Genomic DNA, 23,428 nt, shown 5'->3' with positions numbered 1-23,428 from the left:
CGGCGCAGGAGCGCAGTCCATGGAAAAAGGCAGAATACATTGTTGAAACGAGATCGATATCTTACCGTGGCCGCGCGCGCCAGGTCATGGCTGCAGCGCGCCGTGCCAGCCTTGCTGCTGTGCTGTGCCACCGTGGCTCATGCGGCCGGCCCCACCCTGGAGGCGGAGTTTGCCGCCGGCTTGAAGGACGAGGGCCTGGCGGGCGCCGTCTGGAGTGAAGTCTTGCCTGACGGAACAGTCAAAGTCGGCGCATCCGGCTTGCGCGATGCCGCCAAGAACATACCGATGCAGACCGACACGCGTATGCAGGTGGGCTCCGTGGGCAAGGTGGCGCTGGCGCTGGGCGTCTTGCGCCTGGTCAGCGAAGACAAGCTCACGCTCGACACGCCATTGCAGCAGGTGCTGCCGGAACTGGCGCTGAAAAACCCGTGGCAGGGCAGCGACCCCGTGCGCATCCGCCACCTGCTCGCGCATACGTCGGGCCTCGATAACGTGCGCTTCTGGCAGGCGTTCAGCCTGAACCCGGCGCCGGAGACGCCGCTGGCCGAGGGCTTTGACGGTGGACGCAATCTGCTACGCGTGCGCGCGCGGCCCGGCAGCCGCTATGCGTACTCGAACATGGGCTATGGCTTGCTGGGCATGGTGATCGAGAAGGTGACGGGCCAGCCCTATGAACGCTATCTCGACGCGCAGCTGCTGCAACCGCTGGGCATGGCGGACAGCACGTTTGCCTATGTTACGCAAATGAGTACCCAGGCGGGATCGCATGCGGACCCGCGCCTGGCCATGGGCCACTTCGAGCATGGCGTGGCGCAGCCGGCCGTGCCCCAGTATTTGCGTCCGGCCGCGCAATTTACCACCACGGCGGCCGACATGGCCAGGCTGGCGCAATTCCTGATGGGCGATGGCAAGCTGCAGGGCACGCAGTTCATCGACCTGGCGCTGATGGGTGCCTTGTCCGAACCGGCCGGCACGGATGCGGCGCTGGCGGGCCTGGCAACGGGCCACGGCCTGGCGCTGGCCGTGCGCGACCGCCATAACGTGGTGGGTGCCTGCCATCCCGGCACGACTGTCGGTTTTCGCGCCATGCTGTGCATCTACCCGGAGCAGGACAGCGCCTTCTTCGTGGCCTTCAATACGGATGCGGAGCAGGCCGACTATGAACGCTTCAACCGCCTGCTGCTGCGCGACCTGGAACTGCCGCTGCGCGCGCCGGCCCCACGCGGCACGCCCGCGCCCACGGTGGAAAACTGGCAGGGCGTCTACGTGCCGTCGCCCAGCCCCATGGCCAGCATGGCCTGGGTCGACGCCGTCTTCGGCTTTACGCGGGTGAAATGGGATGGCGAGTCGCTGTTCCTGATCCCGTTCCAGGGCGAGCCGAAGGAGCTGGAACCGGTGGGCGGCTTGCTGTTCCGCGCCAGCGACCGCAGCACGCCATCGCACGTGCTGATGCAGGAGGATGGCAAGCATGTGCTCAGCGATGGCTTGCGCAGCTATGAGCGCGCGTCGATGCTGCGCATGCTGGTGCTGTGGGGCAGCCTGGCCCTCGGGGCGGCCGGCTTGCTGTACGTGCTGCTGGTGGGCGTGTGGCGGGCCGCGCGGCGCAGCCTGGAACGGAGTGACCATCTGTTCGCGCCTTTGCTGGCCATGCTGGCGCTGCTCTTGCCGCTGCCGTTTTTCTATTTCCAGTCCTACCTGCGACTGGGCGACGTCACCATCGCCAGCGTGCTGCTGGCATTGGCGACGGGCGCGCTGCCGCTGGCGACGGCGTTCGGTTTGGCCCGCTGCTGGCGCAGCCGCGGCACGGCGGCCGAGGCGGGCTCGCTGGCGAAATGGGATTGGGTGGCCTTGCTGGCGGCCTTGCAACTGCTGCTGGTGCTGGCTTGGTGGGGCTTGCTGCCGCTGCGTATGTGGCAGCTGTAGCGGGCGCTTAGCGCCACATTTGCAGCAGCCGGCGCCACCAGCGTTGCGCTGGTTTCGTCTGGCCAGCGCGCCCGGCGCGCTTGGCGCGGTAGCTGGCCGCCGCCATCTGCAGGCCGATGCGGTCCATTGCGGCTATCGCCTCCGCTTCCTGCGGCGACAAGCCATGCTGCAAGGCTTGCGCAAGTGGCTCAAGCAGGAAGGCGGCACGCAGGGCGTCGTCCGTGTACAGCCTTGCCAGCAAGGTTTCCAGTGCGGGGGAACTCATGCGTTTCGTCCCGCGCGCAAGGCCGCGCGCGCCGATTCCAGCTGGCCCAGCACATGCTCGAACGACGGGTAATTGCCGTCGCGTTCGACTGTCACCGTCAACGGTTGCGGCGCATGGCGCGCCAGCACGGTCAATAAAGCAAAGACTTCGGGCGGCACGTCGTGCAGGTGGTCGTCCAGCAAGCGCTGGCCACCGCCCGGCGCAGCGATCCAGTGGCCGCCGCTCAGGTGCACGGCGCCGACCCTGTCCAGCGGCAGGCGCAGCAGCAGTTCCTGCGGCGACTCGCCAGCATTGACGGCATTCGCATACAGGTTGTGCAGGTCGAGCAGCAGCGGCACTTGCGCGCCGTGGATAATCTGCGCCACCCACTCGGCTTCGTCCATGGTGCTGGCAGGCGGCTGGACCAGGGTGGCGATGTTTTCCATCAGCGGCGCGCTGCCGACGATGCGCGTGGCCAGCGCGATATTGGCGATGGCGCCGGCGGCGCTGTGCGGCGTGCGCGGCGGTGCCGCCAGGTGGCCGATCTCGATGCCGCCGGCGCGCACGAAACTCAGGTGCTCGGACCACGATTCCGCCTGCACCGCTTGTATCAGGCGCGCCATCGCATGCAGGCGGCGCGGGTCGGCGGGAATCGTCGACGCCAGCCCCATGCCCACGCCATGCAGGCTGACCGGCACCTGGCGCGCCAGGCTGCGCAAGGCCGAAATGCCGTTGCGCGAGGCGCCGTAATAATCGTCGGCGATCACTTCCAGCACATCGATTCGCGCCAGATTGGACAGGATGCCGGCAGCCAGTTCGCCGCGCCAGCCCAGGCCGACGCGGTCGCGCGTGGCGTCCTTGCTAACTGCCACAGCCGCCGCCACCGCCGCAACCGCCACAGCCGCTGCCGCCGCCGTCACCGCCGCCGCCCGATGACGAGTCGCCCGAGTCGCCCGTGCTGCTGGACGAGGAGTCGCCACCGCCATTTTGCCGCGGCACCGGATACAGCTCGGCGACATACGCGTACACGGACAAGGGCAGGGCGCCGATACCGAAGATGGCGGCCAGCAGCGCCATGTCGGCGCTGCTGCTGCCCGCCTGCAGGCGCGCTGAGCGCATGTTCAGCCGGCCAAACAGCATGCGCAGGTCGGTCAGCAGCCGCTGCGCGCTCCAGCTGGTCGCCTGGGTGCGCAAGCCGCGCAGCATGAGGAGAAAAATCGCCAGCAGGGCCGCCAGGAACAGCAGATTGTAGTGCTGGCGGCTGATGGCGATGACGGCTTTGACGCCGGCCACCGTCAGCAGTAGCCAGTGCGCGGCCCAGGTGATGCGTTCGCGCCGGCGCAGCAGCGGCGGGCCGACCAGCAATTCCTGCCGCGTCAACGCCTCCTGGTAGGCGCGGCACGATGGCAGCATCTCGGCCTGCACGGCCAGTTCCTTGCTGTGGCCCTGGCGCCCCAGGTACAGCCGCAGCACGTCGCGTTCGATATCGTGGCTGGCAAAGCGCAGGCTGTCGGCGCTGGCCGTTTCCAGCAGCGGGCCGTCGGCGCGCAGCAAGCCCCGGTCGACCAGCACGATGGCGGCGATCTTCACGGCTTCGAGGGCGCCACCGCGCAGGAACGCGATGCGGTAGGGATCATCGGCCAGCGACAGCTGGGCGTGCGGATTGCGCAGCTCCTGGCGGATCAGCAGCTCGCGCGCCAGGTAGTACACGAGCGTGCCGAAGATCAGGTAGGCCAGCAGGAACGATGGCCCGCTCCAGTCAAAGGGATTGAAGCCGTTCACCGCATCTGCTCCGCGTGTTCGCGCAGGCGTTCGGTAATCGCCATCAGGCTTGTGAAGGCTGGGAGGGCCTGCCCCGGCGCCAGGCGCGCCGTTTCGCGCGCGGCCGACATGGCTTGCAAGGCAGAGTGCAGGGCCGGGTCGCCCAACTGGTCGACAAACGCTTCGAGCGCCTGCTTGCCGGATTGCGCAGGTTTGCCCTCGAGCTGCGCCAGCGAGGCCGCCGCCGAACGCAGCGGGCCGGCCGCGTCGGCGATGGCGCCGGCCAGCTGTTCTTCATTCAGGCTCAATAGCATATACCGTTCGCGCATGCGCACCTGCTGGTTCAGCAGCACTTGCCGCAGCCGGCGCAGCACGGCGTCGCGGTTCGTGTGCAGGCTGGCGAAAGGGTCTGCGCCATGCAGCACCTGGTGGCGCGCGATGATGTCGGCGAATTTGACGGCAAAGGCGTCGGCGGCCTGCGGCAATTCGCTTTCGAGCAGGAACATCACCTGCAAATCGATGGCGGCGTGTGCCAGGCGCAAGGGCGCGCGCAGCGCATCGGCCGCCTGTGGCGTAAAGCGCTTGAGCAGCAACAGCAGGTTGACGTCGGAGGTGGCGCGCAGCTGGCCATCGGCGGCCGAGCCAAACAGCACGGCGGCGGCCAGGTCGGCCCCGAAGACCGTTTGCGCGGCGACGACGAATATATCGAGGTGGCGTTGTATTTCTTCTGGCAGCGGTGGCGGCATGCGGTGTTCTTTCACGATGGGCTGGCGGGATGATCACAAGTTTGCAATATAGCAAACTTATGCCGCCGTGCGCGCACCGCCCGCCAGATAGCGCTAAGCTGGCGCCGGCTCAGCTCAAGACGTTGAGCAAGCCATCGAGCCCCACGAAGTTCAGCGCCACGTCGGCCTGTGAGCGCACCACGGGCTTGGCGCGGAAAGCGACGGACAGGCCGGCGATGCCCATCATTTTCAAGTCGTTGGCGCCGTCGCCCATGACGATGGCCTGCGATGGCGTAATGCCCAGTTCCGCGCACACGCGCTCCACCGTGCGCTGTTTTTCCTCGGCGTCGACGATGCCGCCCAGGACTTTGCCCGTCAGCTTGCCGTCGATGATTTCCAGTGCGTTCGCGTGCGTGTAGTCGAGGCCCAGGCGTTCCTTCAGGCGTTCGGTGAAGAAGGTAAAGCCGCCCGACACCAGCAGGGTTTTCAGGCCGGCCTTTTGCACGGCCGCCAGCATGGCTTCCGCGCCCGGCGACAGCTTCAGGCGTTCGTCGTAGACGCGCTGCAGGGCCGACGCATCGAGGCCTTCGAGCAGGGCCACGCGCTGTTTCAGGCTGGCCGCAAAATCGAGTTCCCCGCGCATGGCCGCTTCCGTGATGGCCGCCACTTGCGGTTTCAGGCCCTGCATGTCGGCGATTTCATCGATGCACTCGATGGTGATCAGGGTCGAATCCATGTCCATCGCCACGAGCTTGAATTCGCTGAGTTCGCGCTGTCCCATCATGTAGGTGGCGTCCAGCTGCGCCGCCTGCGCCGCCACTTCGATCGTGGGGCGCAGCGCGGGCGAATAGGCGATCTGTTCGCAGCGCACGGCGTTCGGACCGAGGCGCGTGACGGACGTGGGCGCGGCCAGCGCGGCGATGCGTTCGAGGCGGGCGCTATCGCCGTCCAGGCCCTGCAGGATCAGATTCATGGTGATGGTCTTGGTATTGGTCATGGGGCAGTCCTGCATTAATTATCGAAATGGTCTACACCGTCAATTGCTTGATGGTGGTCTTGATCTGCGTCACGCGCGCGGCCAGGTCCGGCATGGCGGCCGTGATTTTCAGCTTGTCCTGGCCATGCAGCTTGATATGGCGGTTTTTCTGGATCAGGTCGATGATGCGCATCGGGTCGATCGGTGGCTTGGCCATGAATTGCAGGGTGGCCGCCTCGCCATGCACGTCGATCTTGACGATGCCCACGGTTTTCGCCGCGATACGCAAGCGGTGCGTCTCGACCAGGGCCTTGACGGCGTCGGGCAGCTTGCCGAAGCGGTCGATCAGCTCCTCCTGGATATCGTCGATCTTCTCTTGCGTGGCGCAGTTGGCCAGGCGCTTGTAGATCGACAGGCGCTCGTGCACATCGCCGCAGAAGTCCGCCGGCAGCAGGGCCGGCACGTGCAGGTTGATCTCCGTGGTCGACGCCAGCGGCGCGGCCAGGTCCGGCTCCTTGCCCGCTTTCAGCGAGCGCACGGCTTCGTTGAGCATGTCCGAATACAGCTGGAAGCCGATTTCCGTCATCTCGCCCGACTGGCTCTCGCCCAGCACTTCGCCGGCGCCGCGGATTTCCAGGTCGTGCATGGCCAGGTAAAAGCCGCTGCCCAGTTCTTCCATCTGCTGGATGGCGTCCAGGCGGCGCTGCGCCAGTTTCGTGAGGCCTTGCACGTCGTGCACGAGCAGGTAGGCGTAGGCCTGGTGATGCGAGCGTCCCACACGGCCGCGCAGCTGGTGCAGCTGCGCCAGGCCGAACTTGTCGGCACGGTGCATGATGATGGTGTTCGCCGTCGGCACGTCGATACCGGTCTCGATGATCGTCGTGCACAGCAGGATGTTGAAACGCTGGGCGACGAAGTCGCGCATGACTTTTTCCAGGTCGCGCTCGTGCATCTGGCCATGCGCCACGGCGATGCGCGCCTCGGGCAGCAGTTCCGTCAGCATGGCCAGGCGGTTCTGGATGGTTTCCACTTCGTTGTGCAGGAAGTAGATCTGGCCACCGCGTTTGAGTTCGCGCAGGCACGCTTCGCGGATGATGGCTTCGCCTTCGCTGCGCACGAACGTCTTGATGGCCAGGCGCTTTTGCGGCGCCGTGGCGATGATGGAAAAGTCGCGCAAGCCTTCCAGGGCCATGCCCAGGGTGCGGGGGATCGGCGTGGCCGTCAGGGTCAGCACGTCCACTTCCGCACGCAAGGCTTTCAGCGCTTCCTTCTGGCGCACGCCGAACCTGTGTTCCTCGTCGATGATGACGAGACCCAGGCGCGTGAATTTCACGTCGTCGGAGAGCAGTTTATGGGTGCCGATGACGATGTCGATGGTGCCGTCGGCCATGCCCTTGAACGCCTGCGTGATCTCCTTGCCGCTGCGGAAGCGCGACAATTCCGCGATGCGCACGGGCCAGTCGGCGAAGCGGTCGGCGAAGGTTTGCGCATGCTGCTCGGCCAGCAGGGTGGTGGGCGCCAGGATGGCCACCTGCTTGCCGCCCATGACGGCGATAAACGCGGCGCGCAGCGCCACTTCCGTCTTGCCGAAGCCGACGTCGCCACAGACGAGGCGGTCCATCGGTTTACCGGAAGTCATGTCCTTGATGACGTTGTGGATGGCCTCGGCCTGGTCCGGCGTTTCATCGAAGCCGAAGCTGTCGGCGAAGCGCTGGTAGTCGTGCGACGAGAATTCGAACGAGTGGCCCTGGCGCAGCGCGCGGCGCGCATACAGGTTGAGCAGCTCGGCGGCCGTGTCGCGCACCTGTTCGGCCGCGCGCTTCTTCGCCTTTTCCCACTGGCCCGAGCCGAGCGAGTGCAGCGGCGCGTCTTCCGGCGACGCGCCCGAATAGCGCGAGATCACATGCAACTGCGATACTGGCACGTACAGCTTGGTGTCCTTCGCGTATTCCAGGTGCAGGAACTCCGTCTCGCCTTCGCCCAGGTCCATGCTGGTCAGGCCCATGTAGCGCCCGATGCCGTGGTTGATGTGTACGACGGGGTCGCCGATTTTCAGCTCCGACAGGTCGCGCACCATCGACTCGACTTGCGTCACGCCTTCCTGTTTCTTGGTGCCGACCCGGCGGCCGGAACCGGCGTACAGCTCCGTCTCCGTGATGAAGGATAAATTTCCGTCCGGCGTGAACAGCTCGAAGCCCGCATGCAGCGGCGCCACGCCCAGCATCAGCTTGGCGTCGGACTGCAAAAAGCCATCGCTGCCTTCCACAGGCGTCAGGTGCAGATCGTATTCGGTGAAGTACTGCTGCAAGGTTTCGCGGCGGCCGTTCGATTCGGCGCAGATCATCACGCGGCGCCCCGATTGCAGCAAATAGCTGCGCAGGTTGGCCAGCGGATCGTCGGCGCGGCGGTTGACGGCGATGTTCGGCACGGGCGCCGACAGTTCGGACGCCAGCGCATCGTTCGACTTGGCGATCGCCAGGCGCGCATACGGCTTGGCCAGGCCGAAGAACTGCTCGTCGGACAGGAACAGCGATTCGGGCGGCAGGATAGGCCGTTCGCGGTCCGCCTTCAGGAAGCGGTAGCGCGACTGGGTATCGGTCCAGAAGCGCCCGATGGCAGCGTCAATCTCGCCCACCAGGGCCAGCGAGGCGTCGGGCGGCAGGTAGTCGAACAGGGTGGCCGTCTGTTCGAAGAACAGGGGCAGGTAGTATTCGATGCCGGCCGAGGCGATGCCGCTGCTGATGTCCTTGTAGACGACCGAGCGCGATGGATCGCCTTCGAACTGTTCGCGCCAGCGGTTGCGGAAGGTGGTGCGCGCCGCTTCGTCCATGGGGAATTCGCGGCCCGGCAGCAGCCGTACTTCATGCACGGGATACAGCGAGCGCTGGGTGTCGGCATCGAACGTGCGGATGGTCTCGATGGTGTCGCCGAACAGGTCCAGGCGGTAGGGCAGGGCGGACCCCATGGGGAACAGGTCGAGCAGGCCGCCGCGCACCGAGTATTCGCCCGGTGACATCACTTGTGATACATGGCTGTAGCCGGCCAGGGTCAGCTGCGACTTCAATCGCGCTTCATCGAGCTTTTCGCCCTTCTTGAAGAAGAAGGTGTAGGCGGCCAGGAACGATGGCGGCGCCAGGCGCACGAGCGCCGTGGTGGCCGGCACGATCAGCACGTCGCACTGGCGCGTCTGGATTTCGTGCAAGGTGGCCAGGCGCTCGGAGACCAGGTCCTGGTGCGGCGAAAACGCGTCGTAGGGCAGGGTTTCCCAGTCCGGCAGCAAGTGGCAGCGCAGTTCCTTGCCGCCAAACCACGGGATTTCATCAAGCAGGCGCTGGCCGTCGCTGGCCTGCGCCACCACCACGGCCAGCATCTGGCCCCGCGCTTTCAAGGCCAAAGCGGCCAGCGCCAGGGCATAGGCGTCGGATGAACCATACAGGGCAGGCAACGCATAGCGGTTGCCGGGCTTGGGGAGGGCTTTTGTTAAGTCTAAGGACATGCAGGCGATGACACTAGTGGCAGAGGCAGTTGAATGGGACAGCTGTGGTGCGCGCCGCGCCGCCAGTGACGGCGCTGACAGGCAGGATTATAGACCATCGCCTATATCTCCGCGCTTGAGAAAACCGTCGCGAGCGGAAGTGATTTGCGGTCGAGAAGCGCAACTGTGCTTGAGCACAGTGAGCATCGCAGGCCGTAAAGCACGACGCGCAGCAGGTTTTATCATGTGCGCATATTTGCAACGCCGAAGGGAACATGCACCATCGGTATCGTGCCGCCCGCCGATTTGAGGTGGCTCAACTGGTCGTCGAAGAAGATATGCGGCTTGAACACGGCCAGCACGCGCGACTTGTCCATGCCGCCCAGGAAAAACGTCTCGTCGGCCGCCACGCCCCAGCTTTTCAGGGTCGTTACGACTCTCTCGTGCGAAGGCGCGTTGCGCGCCGTGATGATGGCGATGCGCAGGATCTTTTTATAGCCGGGGTCGCGCCGCTGCGCCCTTTCTTCCAGGCGCTGCATCGTGGCCAGCTTCTGGAACAGGCCAGCCAGCGGTCCGGGGCGGTGCGGCGTGCCCACGTTCAGGGTTTCATGGGCGTGGAATTCTTCGACGTCGTTGTTGCGCTTGAAGACGGTTTCCGCTTCGTCGTCGGCGATCACGCCGTCGAAATCGAAGGCCACGCGCAATTCCTCGTCGTCCTCGTCGTCTTCCGTGCGCGATGGCAGCACCAGGCCGGCCGGGTAGTCGCAGGCCAGGGCGCTGCGCACGTCGCCTTCATTCGCGCTGAGGAACAGCGAGGCGTTGAAGGCGGGCAGGTAGGGGTAGGGCGACTTGCCCGTCATGAAGGCGGCGCGTGAAATGTCCAGGCCGTAGTGGGCGATCGAGTGCATGACGCGCAAGCCGGTTTCCGGCGAATTGCGCGAAAACAGCACCACTTCCACGGGCGACTGGCGCGGATAGTGCTTGTTGATGTTCAGGAAACGGCGGATGAAGGGGAAGGCCACGCCGCGCGGCAGGACCGTGTCGATATGCGTTTCCTGGTACTTGCGGTACTCCTCTGGGCCGTTGTCGAGGTAGACCTGGTGCGATTCGGCCAGGTCGAACAGGGCGCTGGAAGCGACCCCGATCACCAGTTTGTGTTCGATAGGATAAGCCATGGTCTGCCTGTTGTTTGCTTGTTGCTCATCTTATACGACTATCAACTGCGTAGCCAATAGTGAGGCACGGGGATTTTTTGCACCAAAGCGGGGCGCCCTGTCATTTTTTTTGACCGATGTGCAATACGCGCCACAGTAAAGAAATAAATCTTGTCTTGTATCAAGTATTTGACAGCCAGCACGCTTGTTTTCCACTATGCTTCCACTTATGAAATCTCGCCAATTGTAACGAAGCGTACGCCCTATCCCCGCCACCTTTATACAAGTGTCAGCTGTTTTACTCGAACATGCCAGCCCCAACTTCGCCAGCAGTCTTCGTGACTTTATAAAGGACCTAGCCATGTTTAAGAATTTACTGATCAAATGGAAGCTGGCGACGCTTGTCGCCGTGATGATGGCGGCCTTGCTGGTGGTGGGCGTCAGCGGCTATTCGGGCATCGCCACCGTCGGGCGCGCCGTCAATGAAATCGGCGTGGTGCGCCTGCCGTCGATCCAGGGCCTGATGATGATGAGCGAAGGCCAGACGGCCGTCGCCGCCGCCACCCTGACGGCCGCCATGTATGAAAACAATTACCAGGCACAGGACAAGTTCGCGGAAGCGCTGCAGCTGCGCACCAAGGCATGGACGAATATCGAGGCGGGCCGCAAGCTGTACGAGCCGCTGCCGCAAACCCCCGAGGAAGCCGTGCTGTGGCAGCGCTTCCAGGGCGAGTGGGCGGCCTGGAAGGGCGATGACGACAAGGTGCGCGCCATCCTGCGCCAGCTGGCCGACAACCGCGACGAGCCGCGGCAGAAAGAGTTGTTCGCGGCATTCTACAAGCAGTACCAGGATTCGCGTGCGCTGTTCGGCAAGGCCGAAGGCACGCTCAACGAGATCATCAAGCTCAATAACGGCGTGGCCGATGCCAGCGTCAAGGATGGCAGCGCGGCCGTGATCCGCTCGGAAAGCCTGATGGTCATCCTCGGCTTGCTGGCCTCCGCGCTGGGCATCGGCTGCGCCGCCTACATCACGCGCGCCATCACCCAGCCGATCAATGCGGCCGTGAAAGTGGCGCAGACGGTGGCTTCGGGCGACCTGACGAGCCAGATCGAGGTGCACACGACGGAAGAAACGGGCCAGCTGCTGCGGGCGCTGAAAGACATGAATTCCAGCCTGGTCAGCATCGTCGGCCAGGTGCGCAGCGGCACGGAGACCATCGCCACGGCCTCGTCGGAAATTGCCAGCGGCAACCTGGACCTGTCCTCGCGCACGGAAGAGCAAGCCAGTTCGCTGGAAGAGACGGCGTCGTCGATGGAAGAGCTGACGTCGACCGTGCGGCAGAACGCCGACAACGCCCAGCAGGCCAACCAGCTGGCGCTGAGCGCCTCGGGCGTGGCGGTCAAGGGCGGCGCCGTGGTGGGCAAGGTGGTCGAGACCATGGACGCCATCAACGACTCGTCGCGCAAGATCGTCGACATCATTTCCGTCATCGACGGCATCGCCTTCCAGACGAATATCCTGGCGCTCAACGCCGCCGTGGAAGCGGCGCGCGCGGGCGAGCAGGGACGCGGTTTCGCCGTCGTGGCCACCGAGGTGCGTAATCTGGCGCAGCGTTCCGCAGCCGCCGCCAAGGAAATCAAGACGCTGATCGGCGACTCCGTCGTGGCCGTCGACACGGGCAGCAAGCTGGTGGCCGAGGCGGGCAGCACGATGGCTGAAATCGTTGCCAGCGTGCAGCGCGTGACGGACATCATGGCGGAAATCAGCCTGGCCACGCAGGAGCAAAGCTCGGGCATCGACCAGATCAACCAGGCCATCGGCCAGATGGACCAGGTGACGCAGCAAAACGCGGCCCTGGTGGAAGAGGCGGCCGCCGCGGCCGAATCGCTGCAGGAGCAATCGGGCCAGCTGGCCCAGGTGGTCAGCGTCTTCAAGCTCGATGGCGCGCTGGCGCCTGCCGCGCACGCAAACGCAAAGCCGGCCGCGCCGCGCACCGTGGCGGCCAGCGCTGCGCTGAAGCGTCCGGTACCGGGACAAGCTTCGCGCCCCGTATCACACCCCAATTCGGGCCGCCCGGCCCTGCACGCCGTGCCATCCCAGCGCCAGAGCGCGCCGCGCGACGACGAGTGGGAAGTGTTTTGATCGATTGACGGCGCCCGCATGCGCTACCGGACGGCCGCCTTGCGCGGCCGTTTTCACATGCGTGCGCAGGGGCGCACTCCGGTTCGAACTGCGGTTACTACTTACTAAAAAAACAGCGTTATTAAAATAGCTGTTTTGCCATCTAAGCAAATCTTTGCAAAACTTAACGCGACATTGCTTGTGAGATAACTCACACTGCCAGCCGTACCGCCCTTGTTCCCGCCTCGGCCACATCCCGGCTGACCCTTCCGCCTGCTGCGTCCGGCCATACCTGGCAGGCGGCAGCCATTGCCGTCAGCCTTGCATGCGAGCCCGGCACGATGACCGATGTACCACACTGAAGGATGCGAATAAAGATGGCAAATATGAAAATCGGCACGCGCTTGCGCTGTGCCTTTGCATTATTGACCTTGCTGCTGCTGGCGACCGCCGTGCTGGGCATGCTGCGCCTGTCCAGCCTGGAACTGCGCATGCGCGACGTGATCGATGACAAATATCCGAAAACCGTGCTGGCCAACGACATCATCAAGAATGTCAACATCATCGCGCGCTCCTCGCGCAACCTGCTTTTGATGACGGAGCCGCAGCAGCTGGCGCAGGAACGCGCCACCATCGCGAGGGCGGGCGGCGACACGGAAAAAGGACTGGCGCAGCTGGAAAAGGCGGTGCAGTCGCCGCAGGGCCGCGAGCTGATGGCGGCCGTGACGCAGGCGCGCGCCGCGTTCAACGGCGGGCGCGACAAGGTACTGGCCCTGCTGGAAGAGGGCGCGCGCGATGAAGCGACCGGTTTGCTGCTCGGTACGGTGCGCGGCGAGCAGCTGCGCTACATGGCGGCGCTGGAAAGCCTGATCGCGTACCAGCATGCGCTGATGGAGGAGGCGGGCGACCAGGTGCATCACGAATATACGACGGCGCGCAACATGATGCTGGCGCTGAGCGCGCTGGCCGTGCTCTTTTCGCTCGTCACGGCCTGGCTGGTCACGCGCAGCATCGTCGATCCGCTGCGCCATGCCTTGAACGTGGCGCAGACCGTGGCCGCCGGCGACCTGACGTCGACCTTCGGCCGCCACGGCGGCGATGAAACGGGCAAGCTGCTCGACGCGCTGTGCATCATGAACGGCAACCTGCTCGACATCGTGCAGCGCGTGCGCAGCGGCACCGACACCATCGCCACGGCTTCGTCGCAGATCGCGGCCGGCAATATCGACCTGTCCTCGCGCACGGAGGAGCAGGCCAGCTCGCTCGAACAGACCGCGTCGGCCATGGAGGAACTGAGCTCCACGGTGCAGCAGAACGCGGACAATGCCCGCCATGCGAGCGTGCTGGCCGTCGAGGCGGCGAACATCGCAGGCGCCGGCGGGCAAGCCGTGGGCCAGGTGATCCATACGATGGACGCCATCAGTGCGTCGTCTGCGCAGATCGCCGACATCATCGGCGTGATCGACATGCTGGCCTTCCAGACGAATATCCTGGCCCTGAACGCAGCCGTGGAAGCGGCGCGTGCGGGAGAGCAGGGGCGCGGCTTTGCCGTCGTGGCAACGGAAGTGCGCAACCTGGCGCAGCGCAGCGCGGCGGCGGCGCGCGATATCCGCGCCCTGATCGCCACCTCGACGCAGCAGGTGGACGCGGGCGCGGCGCTGGTTGCGCAAGCCGGCGCCACGATGCAGGAAGTGGTGGCGGCCGTGGGGCGCGTGAGCCAGATGGTGGCCGACATCACGGCGGCCAGCGCCGAGCAAAGCACGGGCATCGGCCAGGTCAGCCAGGCGGTCGTGCAGATGGATGAAGTGACGCAGCAGAACGCGGCCCTGGTGGAGGAAGCTGCCGCCGCATCGCAATCGCTGGAAGGCGAGGCGGCGAATCTGCTGCAGGTGGTCAGCGTGTTTCGCCTGCGCCAGGGGCCGGCGGTTCTGGCGGGCCGCCCTGCGCCTGCCGTGCCGCGCCTGCTGGCTTAGTGGCGGGCCTGTCAAGGTTCTGGCACGGCGCGCTGGCGCTGCTGTGCCGGGCGCCGGCGCGCAGCCGGGAGTTGCAGGGGCGCCTGGACAGGGCCATCGTCGACGGCGAATTCTGCTTTCATTACCAGGGCAAGTTCGATACGGCGCGGCTGCGCCTGGTCGGCCTGGAAGCGCTGCTGCGCTGGAACCATCCGCGCCACGGCCTCGTCTACCCAAACGAATTCATCGGCCTGGCCGAGCGGACGAACGCCATCGCCGCGCTGGGTAACTGGGGCATCGACGCGGCTTGCCGCCAGCTGGCGCAGTGGCGCGCGCAGGGCCTGCCGGTGGTGCCGGTCGCGGTGAATGTCTCGGCGCGCCAGCTGTGCCAGCCGCAGTTACCCGATTTTGTACTGGGCTGCCTGCGGCGTCACGCCATTCCGCCCGGCCTGCTGGAGCTGGAAGTGACGGAAAGCTGCTGCATCGACGACATGGCGCAGGCGACGCAGGGATTGCGCCGGCTGCGCGCGCTGGGCCTGTCCATTTCGCTCGACGATTACGGCACCGGCCATTCGGGCCTGAGTCATGTCAGGCTGCTGCCGATTCACACCATCAAGATCGACCGCTCCTTCATCCGCGACCTGGGCAGTGGTGGCAGCGCAGATTGTGACACTGTCATCGTCGCCTCGACCCTGGCGCTGGCGCGGGGCCTGGGTTTGCAGGCGCTGGCCGAGGGCGTGGAAAACGGTGAACAGCTGGCGCAGCTGCGGCGGCTGGGCTGCCCCCAGGTACAGGGCTTTTACCTGCACCGCCCGGCGCCCGCGGCCGACGTGGCCGCGCTGCTGGCCGCTGGCGCGCCGGCCGGCCCTGTAACAGTGCCGAAACATGGCGCCATGCGGCATGGCGCGGATGCTCAGTAGAATATGGCCACTGCAAGCCGCGTGCTTTAACACCTACTCCCCCACGCAAGAATGATAAACAGTCCTGCCCCGGCCTATGTCTTCGGCCCGTTTCGCCTTTTGCCGCTGGAGCGCGTGCTGTTCGAGGGCGAACGCGCGCTGCGCCTGGGCAGCAGGGCCATGGACTTGCTGCTGGCCCTGCTGGAGCGCGCCGGCGACATCGTCGACAAGCATGAACTGGTGGCCATCGTCTGGCCCAATGCCGTGGTCGACGACGCGACCTTGCGCGTGCATCTGGCGGCGCTGCGCAAGGCGCTCGGCGACGGCCGCGATGGCCAGCGCTACATCACCACCATTCCCGGGCGCGGCTACGGCTTCCTGGCGCCGCTCGCGCACACGGGCCGGCCGGCGCCCGGTGCGGCAGGCGCCGAGCCGCGGCACAACCTGCCCGTCATGCTCACGCGCATGCTGGGTCGCGCCGAGGTGCTGCAGACGATGGCCAACCAGCTGCTGCAATTGCGGCTGCTGTGCATTGCCGGCCCGGGCGGCATCGGCAAGACCACGCTGGCCGTCGCCCTGGCCACGCGCGTGCTGCGCCGCTATGCCGACGGCGTGTGTTTCGTCGACCTGTCGCCGCTGGACGAGGGCCGTCTGGTGCCGCTGGCGCTGGCCACGGCGCTGGGCGTGGCCGTGGCGGCCGGCGATGCCATGCCGGTGCTGCTGGCCTACCTGCGTCCGCGCCACATGCTGATCGTGCTCGATAACTGCGAGCACGTGATCGGCGCGGCCGCCGCGCTGGCCGACGCCTTGCTCAAGGGTGCGCCGCTGCTGCACGTGCTGGCCACCAGCCGCGAGCCGCTGCGCATCACCAGCGAGCAGTTGCAGCGCCTGCCCGCGCTGGAATTGCCGCCGGCCGATGCCGTGCCCGATGCGGCGGCAGCCCGCCATTTCGCCGCGGTGCAGCTGTTTTGCGAACGCTGCGCGGCCGTCGACGATGCTTTCGTGCTGGCCGACGCCGACGTGCCCGTGGTGGTGGACATCTGCCGGCGGCTCGATGGCATCCCGCTGGCGCTGGAGCTGGCGGCCGGGCGCATCGGCCATTTCGGCTTGCACGAATTGCGCCGCCAGCTCGATGACCGTTTTCGTTTGCTCACGCGGGGCGCGCGCAACATGCCCTTGCGCCACCAGACCCTGCGCGCCACCCTGGACTGGAGCTACGGCCTGCTCGACGCGCAAGAGCGCCAGGTGTTGCAGGCGCTGAGCGTGTTCAGGAGCCGCTTCCGCCTCGAGTCGGCCAGCGCCGTGGCCGGCTGCGACGTGTTCGACACCCTGGCCGACCTGGCGGCCAAGTCCCTCGTCAGCATCGAATTTTGCCGCCAGCATGTGTATTACCGGCTGCTCGACACCACGCGCGCCTATGCCGGCGCGTTGCTGTCGGCGGGCGGGGATGCGGGCGCCGTGCTGCTGCGCCATGCGCGCCATTGCCTGGGCCTGGCCCAACGCATCGCGGCCGACTGGGGCAGCATGCCGCCGGCCAGCTGGAGCGCGCGCTACGGCCGCCATGTCGACGACCTGCGCGCCGCCATCGACTGGGCTTTCGGCGAGGATGGCGACGTGGCGCTGGGCGTGTCCCTGACCCTGGCCGCGCAAACCCTGTTCTATCAGCTGTCGCTGATGGACGAATACCGCGTGCGCGTCGGGCGGGCGCTCGAGCGCATGGCCGTGCATGCGCTGGACGACCCGGACAGCGAGATGCGGCTGCATGCCTCGCAGGCGCACCTGCTGCTGCATACGCAGGGCATCACCGGCACCATGCTGCGTTCGTTCCAGCACGGCTATGCGCTGGCCATGCGCACGGACGATGGCAGCCGCCGCTGTGAGGCGATTTGCGGCATGTGGATCTGCTGCCTGAAGCTGGCCGATTTCCAGCGCGCCGACAGTTACGCCACCGAGCTTGCCGTGCTGTGCGACGCGCGCGAGGCCCGCGATGACGCGCCGATGCGGCTGGTACTGGCGCGCATGCGCTCCGTGGGCGAGTATGTGCAGGGACGCTACGTGCAGTCGGCGGCGCTGGCGCGCATGGTGCTCGCCCACCCCGAGGGCGAGCGGCAGCTCGGCTTCAATCATGCCTTGCTGGCCGATCAGCAGGTTTGCCTGCGCGGCACGCTGGCGCGCTGCCTGTGGATGCAGGGCCGCCCCGACGACGCCTTGGAATTGGTGCGCGAGGCGGTGGCGGTGGGCTTCGAACACAATGGCGTCACGCTGTGCGTGGCGCTGGCCGTCAATGCCATTCCCGTCGCCCTGTGGTGCGGGCAGCGGGAACTGGCGTATGCGTGGACTTGCCTGCTGTGCGAGCATGCGGCCCGCTATGGCTTGCTGTACTGGAGCGCCTGGGGCGCCGCCTACCAGCGCCTGCTCGATGTGGGCGAGGCGCTGACGCAGTTCCCCTGGCCCGCGGTGCGCAGCTGGCCGATACAGGTCGATTTGATGGCCACCCTGCACGACGCGGCCGCCGATAGCCAGGCGCTGCGGCGCGCGCGCATGGGCCTGGCGCCGTGGAGCGCGCCGGAAGTGCTGCGCCGCGACGCGCACCACCGCTGGCGCGCGCTGGCGCAAGAGGATGTCACCGGGCTGGACGCGGTGCGGGTACAGCTGGAAGAAGCGCTGCGGCTGGCCAGGGAGCAGCAGGCGCCCGGCTGGGAACTGCGCTGCGCCACCAGCCTGGCGGCCGTGCTGCAGGCGCAAGGCCGCGGCGCGGCCGCGCATGCCGTGCTGGCCCCCGTCCATGCGGGCTACCGGCAGGGGCGCGGCACGGCGGACGTGATGGCGGCCGCGGCTTTGCTGGCGCAGCTGCATTGAGCTTTATTCGTAGGCGCCCAGCCGGCGCTGTTCGTCCGGCGTGAAACTGGCGTCGCGCAGCTGCTGCAGGGCTGCCGCATCCTGCGCGCCGCCGGGCAGGCTGGCCTTCTGTGCTTTGAGCGCTTGATAGGCGATGATGCGCTGCTGCCACTGCGATTCTTCGCGGTCCAGTTCCGCCAGGCGCGCGGCCGCCGCTGGCGTGAAGGTGCTGGCACGCAGGCGGTAGACTTCGTTGTCGCCGCCGCCCTGTGCCCGCAAGCTATTGACCGAGGCGTCCAGCTGCGCCACCCGCAGCGGCGCATCGCGCGCGGCGCGCTGGGCGGGCGTCATCTTTTGGTCGAGCGCCGTCAGTTGCACCTGGCGCTGCGCCTCATCGAGCGTGGTGTCGCCGAGGATGGCCATGCGCGCCACGGCATCGTCGTCATACGCGTCGCTGGCGCCGAACAGGCCCGCGCTTTCCTCGGGCGTAAAGTAATTGCCGCGCAAGGCGCGCATGGCTTGCAGGCGCGCGCGCGCCGCCAGGGCCGCATCGGCTTGCGCCGGCAAGGCCTGCTCGGCCCCGGCCAGCGCCTGCTTGTAGGCCAGATACGCGCCCAGCAGGCGCTTGGCTTCGCGGGCGGGGACGGGCGCCAGGCGCCGCTCCAGTTCCGCCTCGATCTGGCTGCGGATGGCGGCCAGCGGCTTTTCGCCGAGGCCCGCCAGGTAGTAGTCGAACAGGTGGGCCAGTTCCGCGTCGACCACCAGCTTGTCGCCGGCGGCCACCGTCACGTTGCCGTCGGGCCGGGTGCCTTCCATCGAGCGCACGAACGCGAACAGGTCCGGTTCCGCCTTTTCCGGCGGCGGGGCGGGCGCCTCGCCCGGGCGCAGCGCCAGGTACAGGGCCAGCGCCGCCAGGCTGCCGCCGAAGATCCATTTCGCGTACATGCGCTTCTCCTTACAGTCCCAGGCCTTGCAGGCGGTTCGCTTGCTGGCGGAAGACGGTGACGGGGCTGGTCTCGAACAGATTGACGATGCCGACGAACTGGTTGACTTCATCGAGGTGGTTCATGGCGTAGTCGTCGCGGATCACCTTGCCCAGGTGGCTGGAGCAGCTGCTGACCAGGCCATCGTTCTTGGCACCGCCGAAGGCCAGGCTGATGGCTGCCAGTGCCGGGTCGCCCACGTCGAGCACGTTCGTGTACGGTTGCGCGCCGCTCCAGGAAAAATAGTGCACGCCTTGTACCTGGTACGCGCCTTCGCCGCAGGCGGAGGTGGGCACACCTTGCGGATGGCGGCTATTAAAAGCGAGCGAGCCGGCCGTGGACAGCGACGCCAGCGAGGCGCCCGCGTTTTGCGGCAATCCCTTGTTGCCCGATAAAATGCCGATCAGGGAGGCGAGCGCATTGCCCAACGCGTTGCTGGTGTTGGGAATGGCGCCGCTGAGGATGTCTGCCACCTTGGAGCCTTTGTTCACGCCGGCCACGCTGGTGACGGACGCCACCAGGTCGGGGCGCACGGAGGCGACATAGCGGGCCGTGGGGCCGCCGTGGCTATGGCCGATCAAATTGACCTTGGCCGCCCCCGTGGCGGCGAGGATTTGCCGCACCTGCGACAGCAGCTGCTCGCCGCGCACTTCCGTGCTGTTGGCGGCCGACACGGTAGTCACATACACTTGTGCGCCGCCGCTGCGCAAGGCGTCGGAGACGCCATAAAAATAATCGACGGGACCGAGCTTGTCGAAGCCGAACAGGCCGTGCACGAGCACGATCGGGTACTTCGTTTGCGTGTAGCCGGCGGCGCTGGCGCTGCCGGGCAGGATGGCGAGGGTGAACAGCAGGGTGGATAGCAGTTGCCAAAAGCGAGTCTTCATTTTGTCTCCGTTATTTGAATAATATGGAAATGTCGATGCTGTAGCGGTGAACCGTGCACTCCTTGCATTCTCGATGCATTAAAAATAGCGAGCGCTCGGTTTTTTAAATGTAGCACCGCTCGATGTAAATTGCATTTGAATTGCATGATGCAGCGCAATAACTGTGGGTATTTGGCGTGGCTTATGCGCCCATTGCATAGTTGAAAAGTAAAATAGTTGTTTTCCTGAGCTATAATCGGCCCCGCATCAGCCGTCCCGCCGTCTTGCAGTGCCTTGCCCAGGCATTGCATGGATATCGCTCTTACACCGTTATTTGGGAATGCACTTGTCGACCCATTTTAATTTTGAACAGTTTCAGCAGATGACGCCTTTAAATGGCGAAAACATCTGGGAATATATTCTTGACCGCCACGCGGAACGTATCGGCGTCAAGCGCCGCAAGCCGGCGCTGGAAAATCTTGAACGCATCTTCGTCGCCACCTTCCGCCTGGCCAATGACGTGGGCTTCCGCGCCATGAGCTTGCGCGACCTGTGCCGCGAGACGGGGCTGTCGATGGGCGGCCTGTATGGCTACATCACCAGCAAGGATCAACTGGCCGAAATGATCGAGGACGTGGTGCGCCACGCCACGCAAGCCTTGCCGCTGCTGTTCGTCGACGTGAAGTCGCCGCTGGACCGCCTCGAAGCGATGATACGCTCGTCGATCTACCTGTCCGAAGTGCTGCAGCCGTGGTTTTATTTCGTCTTCATGGATTCGCGCGTGCTGCAGGTCGAGCAGCGCAGCATGGCGAAGAATTCGGAACTGTATGTGCAGACCCTGATCGCGGCCACCATCGCCGAAATCGAACCGAAGCCGCAGGGCGATCCGACCTTGCTGGCCGCGCACTGCCTGGCCCTGTTCCAGGACTGGTACGTGAAACGCTGGAAGTACCGCGCCGCGAAGGTCAATGTCGACGATTTCGCCGATAGCGTCGTCAGTACGGCGCGCGGGTATTTGAGCATGGTCAAGGCGCCGTAAAAACGCCGCCGACGGCGGCTTGTCGGGTTACGCCGTTCCGGCTAACCCGACCTACTGATCAGTTCGTGGTTTCCACCGGCAGCGTCTCCGGCACGGCTGCCGGATCCGTCGGCGTCTCCACGTCCATATCCAGCGTCTTGATCCCGTTCATGTCGATGAATTCGTCATATAGCCACTCGCCATCGACCTGGCTCAGGCCCTCCGGCACGGCGCGCGTGATTTGCGGGCGCGTCGACAGGGCCGTGCGCATGTAGTCGATCCAGATCGGCATGGCCAGGGTGGCGCCGAATTCGCGTCCGCCCAGGGACTTGGGCTCGTCATAGCCCATCCATGCCACTGCCACGATGCCGCCACTGTAGCCGGCGAACCAGCCGTCGACGGCGTCGCTGGTGGTGCCCGTCTTGCCGGCGATGTCAGTCCGGCCCAGTTTTTTCGTTGCCGCCGCGCCCGTGCCCGTGCGCGCCACTTCGCGCAGCATGCTGTCCATCACGAAGGCGTTGCGCGGGTCCAGCGCTAGGGTCTTGTCGTCGTTCGGCGCGGGCGGCTTGGTTTGCATCAGCACCGTGCCCTTGGCATCGACGATGCGGTCGATCAGGTACGGTTCCACCTGGTGGCCGCCATTGGCGAACAGGGCGTAGGCGCCCGCCATCTGCACGGGCGTGACGGAACCCGTGCCCAGCGCCATGGTCAGATTGTTCGGCTGGCGGGCCGGGTCGAAGCCGAATTTTTCCATGAAGTCGTGCGTGTACGACACGCCCAGCGCGCGCAGGATGCGCACCGAGGCCACGTTCTTCGATTGCGCCAGCGCATAGCGCATGGTGATGGGGCCGTCGAACTTGAAGTCGTCGTTCTGCGGCGCCCACACCTTGCCGCCCGCCTGCATTTCCAAAGGCACGTCATTGATCAGGGTGGCCGGCGAAAAGCCTTTTTCCAGCGCCGCCGAATACACGAACGGTTTCATGGCCGAACCGGGCTGGCGCCAGGCCTGCGTGACGTGATTGAACTTTTGCAGGTTGTAATCGAAGCCGCCCACCATGGCGTGGTAGGCGCCCGTGTCCGCGTCGAGCGACACAAACGCGGCGGCCACCAGCGGCACTTGCGTGATGGCCCAGTTGTCCTTGCCATCCCTGGTGATGCGGATCACGGCGCCCGGGCGCAGCTTGATGCCGGCGCTGGCCTTGGCGGACAGGGCGGGGGCGGCAAAGCGCAAGCCATCGCCTGTGATCGTCTTGGCGTCGCCGTCGCCCGTGTCGGCCATCACCTTGCCGCTGGCCACGTCCGTGACGACGGCGGCGATCAGGCCGTCGCTGTCCGGGCGTTTTTGCAGCGCTGCATCGATGGCATCGTCGCGCTGCTCCGGGTCGGCCGGCATATCGATGAAGGTTTCCGGGCCGCGGTAGCCGTGGCGCTGGTCGTAGGCGATGACGTTGCGGCGCGTCGAAGCATAGGCCGCGTCCTGATCCGCTTTCAGGATCGTCGTGTAGACGCTGATGCCCTTGGTGTAGCTGTCTTCCTTGAACTGCGCATAGACGGCCTGGCGCGCCAGTTCGGCCACGTATTCGGCGTGCGTATCGAAACCCTGCTTGCCGCGGCTATTGATATGCAGCGGCTGGGCCAGCGCTTGCTGGTACTGGCCTTCGCTGATGTAATCGAGTTCGCGCATGCGTTTCAAGACCAGCCGCTGGCGCGCGTGCGCCTTTTTCGGATTGCTGATCGGGTTGTGGCGCGAGGGGTTTTGCGGCAAGCCGGCCAGCATGGCCATTTCCGCGATCGACAGTTCGGACAAGGGCTTGCCGAAGTAGGTCTGCGCCGCGCTGCCGAAGCCGAACGAGCGCTGGCCCAGGTACATCTGGTTCATGTACAGCTCGAGAATCTGGTCTTTCGACAGGGCCGATTCGATTTTCAGGGCCAGCATGATTTCATTGAGCTTGCGCGAGGCGACTTTTTCGCGCGTCAGGAAGAAATTGCGCGCCACCTGCATGGTGATGGTGGAGCCGCCGCCGTGGCCGAAGCCGTGGCGCAGGTTCGACAGCACGGCGCCGCCGGCCCGCACGAAGTCGATGCCGTGGTGTTCATAGAAGCGGCCATCCTCGATGGCCAGCAGAGCCTTCTTCATCATTTCCGGCACTTGCGCAATCGGCACGAAGTCGCGGTGTTCTTCGCCGAATTCGCCGATCAGCACATTGTCGGCCGTGTACACGCGCAGCGGTATCTTCGGCTGGTAATCGGTAATGACGTCCAGTTCGGGCAGGCGGGGGCGCACGTACAGGAACAGGTAGGCGGCCAGCAGCAAGGCGGCGGCCAGCGCGGCGCAGCTGGCGATGATGATAGCGCGCATGGTGGCGCGGCGGGAAGGCCAGGGGAATCCGGTTCGTTTGGCAATCAAGGCAGTCTCACGTGAGCGTGCAAGGCACGGTGGCAGCGATTATAGACCAATGCGCCAGCCGTTCCGGCGCGGGCGGGGCGGCGGA

At 65.8% G+C, this 23,428-nt stretch carries 16 protein-coding genes; 6 read left to right on the top strand and 10 right to left on the bottom strand.

Annotated elements, in window-relative coordinates; translation table 11 throughout:
• Positions 1–42 precede the first annotated feature (42 nt).
• Positions 43–1,923: a serine hydrolase gene (locus KO538_RS24550; RefSeq protein WP_219329939.1), complete on the top strand. Its 1,881-nt coding sequence runs from the start codon at positions 43–45 to the stop codon at positions 1,921–1,923.
• Between the two features lie 7 nt (positions 1,924–1,930).
• Here the strand turns inward: KO538_RS24550 and KO538_RS24545 are convergent, their stop codons facing one another.
• The 7 genes from KO538_RS24545 to KO538_RS24515 all read right to left on the bottom strand — a co-directional run bounded on the left by KO538_RS24545 (position 1,931) and on the right by KO538_RS24515 (position 10,279).
• Entirely contained in the window at positions 1,931–2,188 is a 258-nt protein-coding gene (locus tag KO538_RS24545) for a hypothetical protein (protein WP_152546516.1), read from the bottom strand.
• Positions 2,185–3,039 carry a DUF692 family multinuclear iron-containing protein gene (locus tag KO538_RS24540; RefSeq protein WP_219329938.1) on the bottom strand — a complete coding sequence of 285 codons (855 nt, stop codon included), beginning with the start codon at positions 3,037–3,039 and terminating at the stop codon, positions 2,185–2,187. The genes KO538_RS24545 and KO538_RS24540 overlap by 4 nt, the downstream gene beginning before the upstream one ends.
• Positions 3,029–3,949, bottom strand: coding sequence for a TIGR04222 domain-containing membrane protein (locus KO538_RS24535; RefSeq protein ID WP_219329937.1), 921 nt, complete (start codon positions 3,947–3,949; stop codon positions 3,029–3,031). The genes KO538_RS24540 and KO538_RS24535 overlap by 11 nt, the downstream gene beginning before the upstream one ends.
• Positions 3,946–4,674, bottom strand: a complete 729-nt coding sequence (locus KO538_RS24530) for a nucleotidyltransferase domain-containing protein (protein ID WP_219329936.1) — start codon at positions 4,672–4,674, stop codon at positions 3,946–3,948. Before KO538_RS24530 ends, KO538_RS24535 begins: the two co-directional genes overlap by 4 nt.
• Positions 4,675–4,783: 109 nt before the next feature.
• Complete coding sequence (gene serB / locus KO538_RS24525) at positions 4,784–5,626, bottom strand: phosphoserine phosphatase SerB (protein WP_072454104.1); 843 nt, start codon at positions 5,624–5,626, stop codon at positions 4,784–4,786.
• 55 nt (positions 5,627–5,681) lie between these two features.
• Positions 5,682–9,125 carry a transcription-repair coupling factor gene (gene mfd, locus KO538_RS24520; protein WP_219329935.1) on the bottom strand — a complete coding sequence of 1,148 codons (3,444 nt, stop codon included), beginning with the start codon at positions 9,123–9,125 and terminating at the stop codon, positions 5,682–5,684.
• A 221-nt stretch (positions 9,126–9,346) separates the two neighbouring features.
• On the bottom strand, positions 9,347–10,279 hold the full coding sequence (locus KO538_RS24515) for a 5'-nucleotidase (protein WP_219329934.1): 933 nt from the start codon (positions 10,277–10,279) through the stop codon (positions 9,347–9,349).
• Positions 10,280–10,619: 340 nt separating this feature from the next.
• Between KO538_RS24515 and KO538_RS24510 the strand changes: the two genes are divergently transcribed.
• The 4 genes from KO538_RS24510 to KO538_RS24495 all read left to right on the top strand — a co-directional run bounded on the left by KO538_RS24510 (position 10,620) and on the right by KO538_RS24495 (position 18,090).
• On the top strand, positions 10,620–12,401 hold the full coding sequence (locus tag KO538_RS24510) for a methyl-accepting chemotaxis protein (protein WP_219329933.1): 1,782 nt from the start codon (positions 10,620–10,622) through the stop codon (positions 12,399–12,401).
• Between the two features lie 356 nt (positions 12,402–12,757).
• Positions 12,758–14,353 carry a methyl-accepting chemotaxis protein gene (locus tag KO538_RS29675; protein WP_307788927.1) on the top strand — a complete coding sequence of 532 codons (1,596 nt, stop codon included), beginning with the start codon at positions 12,758–12,760 and terminating at the stop codon, positions 14,351–14,353.
• On the top strand, positions 14,353–15,252 hold the full coding sequence (locus KO538_RS24500; RefSeq protein WP_219329930.1) for an EAL domain-containing protein: 900 nt from the start codon (positions 14,353–14,355) through the stop codon (positions 15,250–15,252). Before KO538_RS29675 ends, KO538_RS24500 begins: the two co-directional genes overlap by 1 nt.
• A gap of 51 nt (positions 15,253–15,303) precedes the next feature.
• Positions 15,304–18,090 carry a winged helix-turn-helix domain-containing protein gene (locus KO538_RS24495; protein WP_219329929.1) on the top strand — a complete coding sequence of 929 codons (2,787 nt, stop codon included), beginning with the start codon at positions 15,304–15,306 and terminating at the stop codon, positions 18,088–18,090.
• 3 nt (positions 18,091–18,093) lie between these two features.
• Here KO538_RS24495 and KO538_RS24490 read toward each other — a convergent pair whose 3' ends face one another.
• Positions 18,094–19,014: a lipase secretion chaperone gene (locus KO538_RS24490; protein WP_219329928.1), complete on the bottom strand. Its 921-nt coding sequence runs from the start codon at positions 19,012–19,014 to the stop codon at positions 18,094–18,096.
• Positions 19,015–19,024: 10 nt separating this feature from the next.
• Entirely contained in the window at positions 19,025–19,939 is a 915-nt protein-coding gene (locus KO538_RS24485) for a triacylglycerol lipase (RefSeq protein ID WP_070305010.1), read from the bottom strand.
• Between the two features lie 361 nt (positions 19,940–20,300).
• Between KO538_RS24485 and KO538_RS24480 the strand changes: the two genes are divergently transcribed.
• Positions 20,301–20,957 carry a TetR/AcrR family transcriptional regulator gene (locus KO538_RS24480; RefSeq protein ID WP_034756249.1) on the top strand — a complete coding sequence of 219 codons (657 nt, stop codon included), beginning with the start codon at positions 20,301–20,303 and terminating at the stop codon, positions 20,955–20,957.
• 58 nt (positions 20,958–21,015) lie between these two features.
• Here KO538_RS24480 and KO538_RS24475 read toward each other — a convergent pair whose 3' ends face one another.
• Complete coding sequence (locus tag KO538_RS24475; protein WP_219329927.1) at positions 21,016–23,295, bottom strand: penicillin-binding protein 1A; 2,280 nt, start codon at positions 23,293–23,295, stop codon at positions 21,016–21,018.
• Positions 23,296–23,428: the final 133 nt, after the last annotated feature.

The sequence above is a fragment of the Janthinobacterium sp. NKUCC08_JDC genome, from assembly GCF_019345575.1.
In the GTDB taxonomy this organism is placed as follows: Bacteria; Pseudomonadota; Gammaproteobacteria; order Burkholderiales; family Burkholderiaceae_D; genus Janthinobacterium; species Janthinobacterium aestuarii.
This window is presented reverse-complemented; position numbering and strand designations above follow the sequence as displayed.

Coding starts and splice junctions, on each gene's coding strand:
- KO538_RS24530 (WP_219329936.1), bottom strand. CDS start 4,674: ATGCCGCCACCGCTGCCAGAAGAAATACAACGCCACCTCGATATATTC.
- KO538_RS24475 (WP_219329927.1), bottom strand. CDS start 23,295: ATGCGCGCTATCATCATCGCCAGCTGCGCCGCGCTGGCCGCCGCCTTG.
- KO538_RS24490 (WP_219329928.1), bottom strand. CDS start 19,014: ATGTACGCGAAATGGATCTTCGGCGGCAGCCTGGCGGCGCTGGCCCTG.
- KO538_RS24515 (WP_219329934.1), bottom strand. CDS start 10,279: ATGGCTTATCCTATCGAACACAAACTGGTGATCGGGGTCGCTTCCAGC.
- KO538_RS24545 (WP_152546516.1), bottom strand. CDS start 2,188: ATGAGTTCCCCCGCACTGGAAACCTTGCTGGCAAGGCTGTACACGGAC.
- KO538_RS24495 (WP_219329929.1), top strand. CDS start 15,304: ATGATAAACAGTCCTGCCCCGGCCTATGTCTTCGGCCCGTTTCGCCTT.
- KO538_RS24485 (WP_070305010.1), bottom strand. CDS start 19,939: ATGAAGACTCGCTTTTGGCAACTGCTATCCACCCTGCTGTTCACCCTC.
- serB (WP_072454104.1), bottom strand. CDS start 5,626: ATGAATCTGATCCTGCAGGGCCTGGACGGCGATAGCGCCCGCCTCGAA.
- KO538_RS29675 (WP_307788927.1), top strand. CDS start 12,758: ATGGCAAATATGAAAATCGGCACGCGCTTGCGCTGTGCCTTTGCATTA.
- KO538_RS24480 (WP_034756249.1), top strand. CDS start 20,301: ATGACGCCTTTAAATGGCGAAAACATCTGGGAATATATTCTTGACCGC.
- KO538_RS24510 (WP_219329933.1), top strand. CDS start 10,620: ATGTTTAAGAATTTACTGATCAAATGGAAGCTGGCGACGCTTGTCGCC.
- mfd (WP_219329935.1), bottom strand. CDS start 9,125: ATGTCCTTAGACTTAACAAAAGCCCTCCCCAAGCCCGGCAACCGCTAT.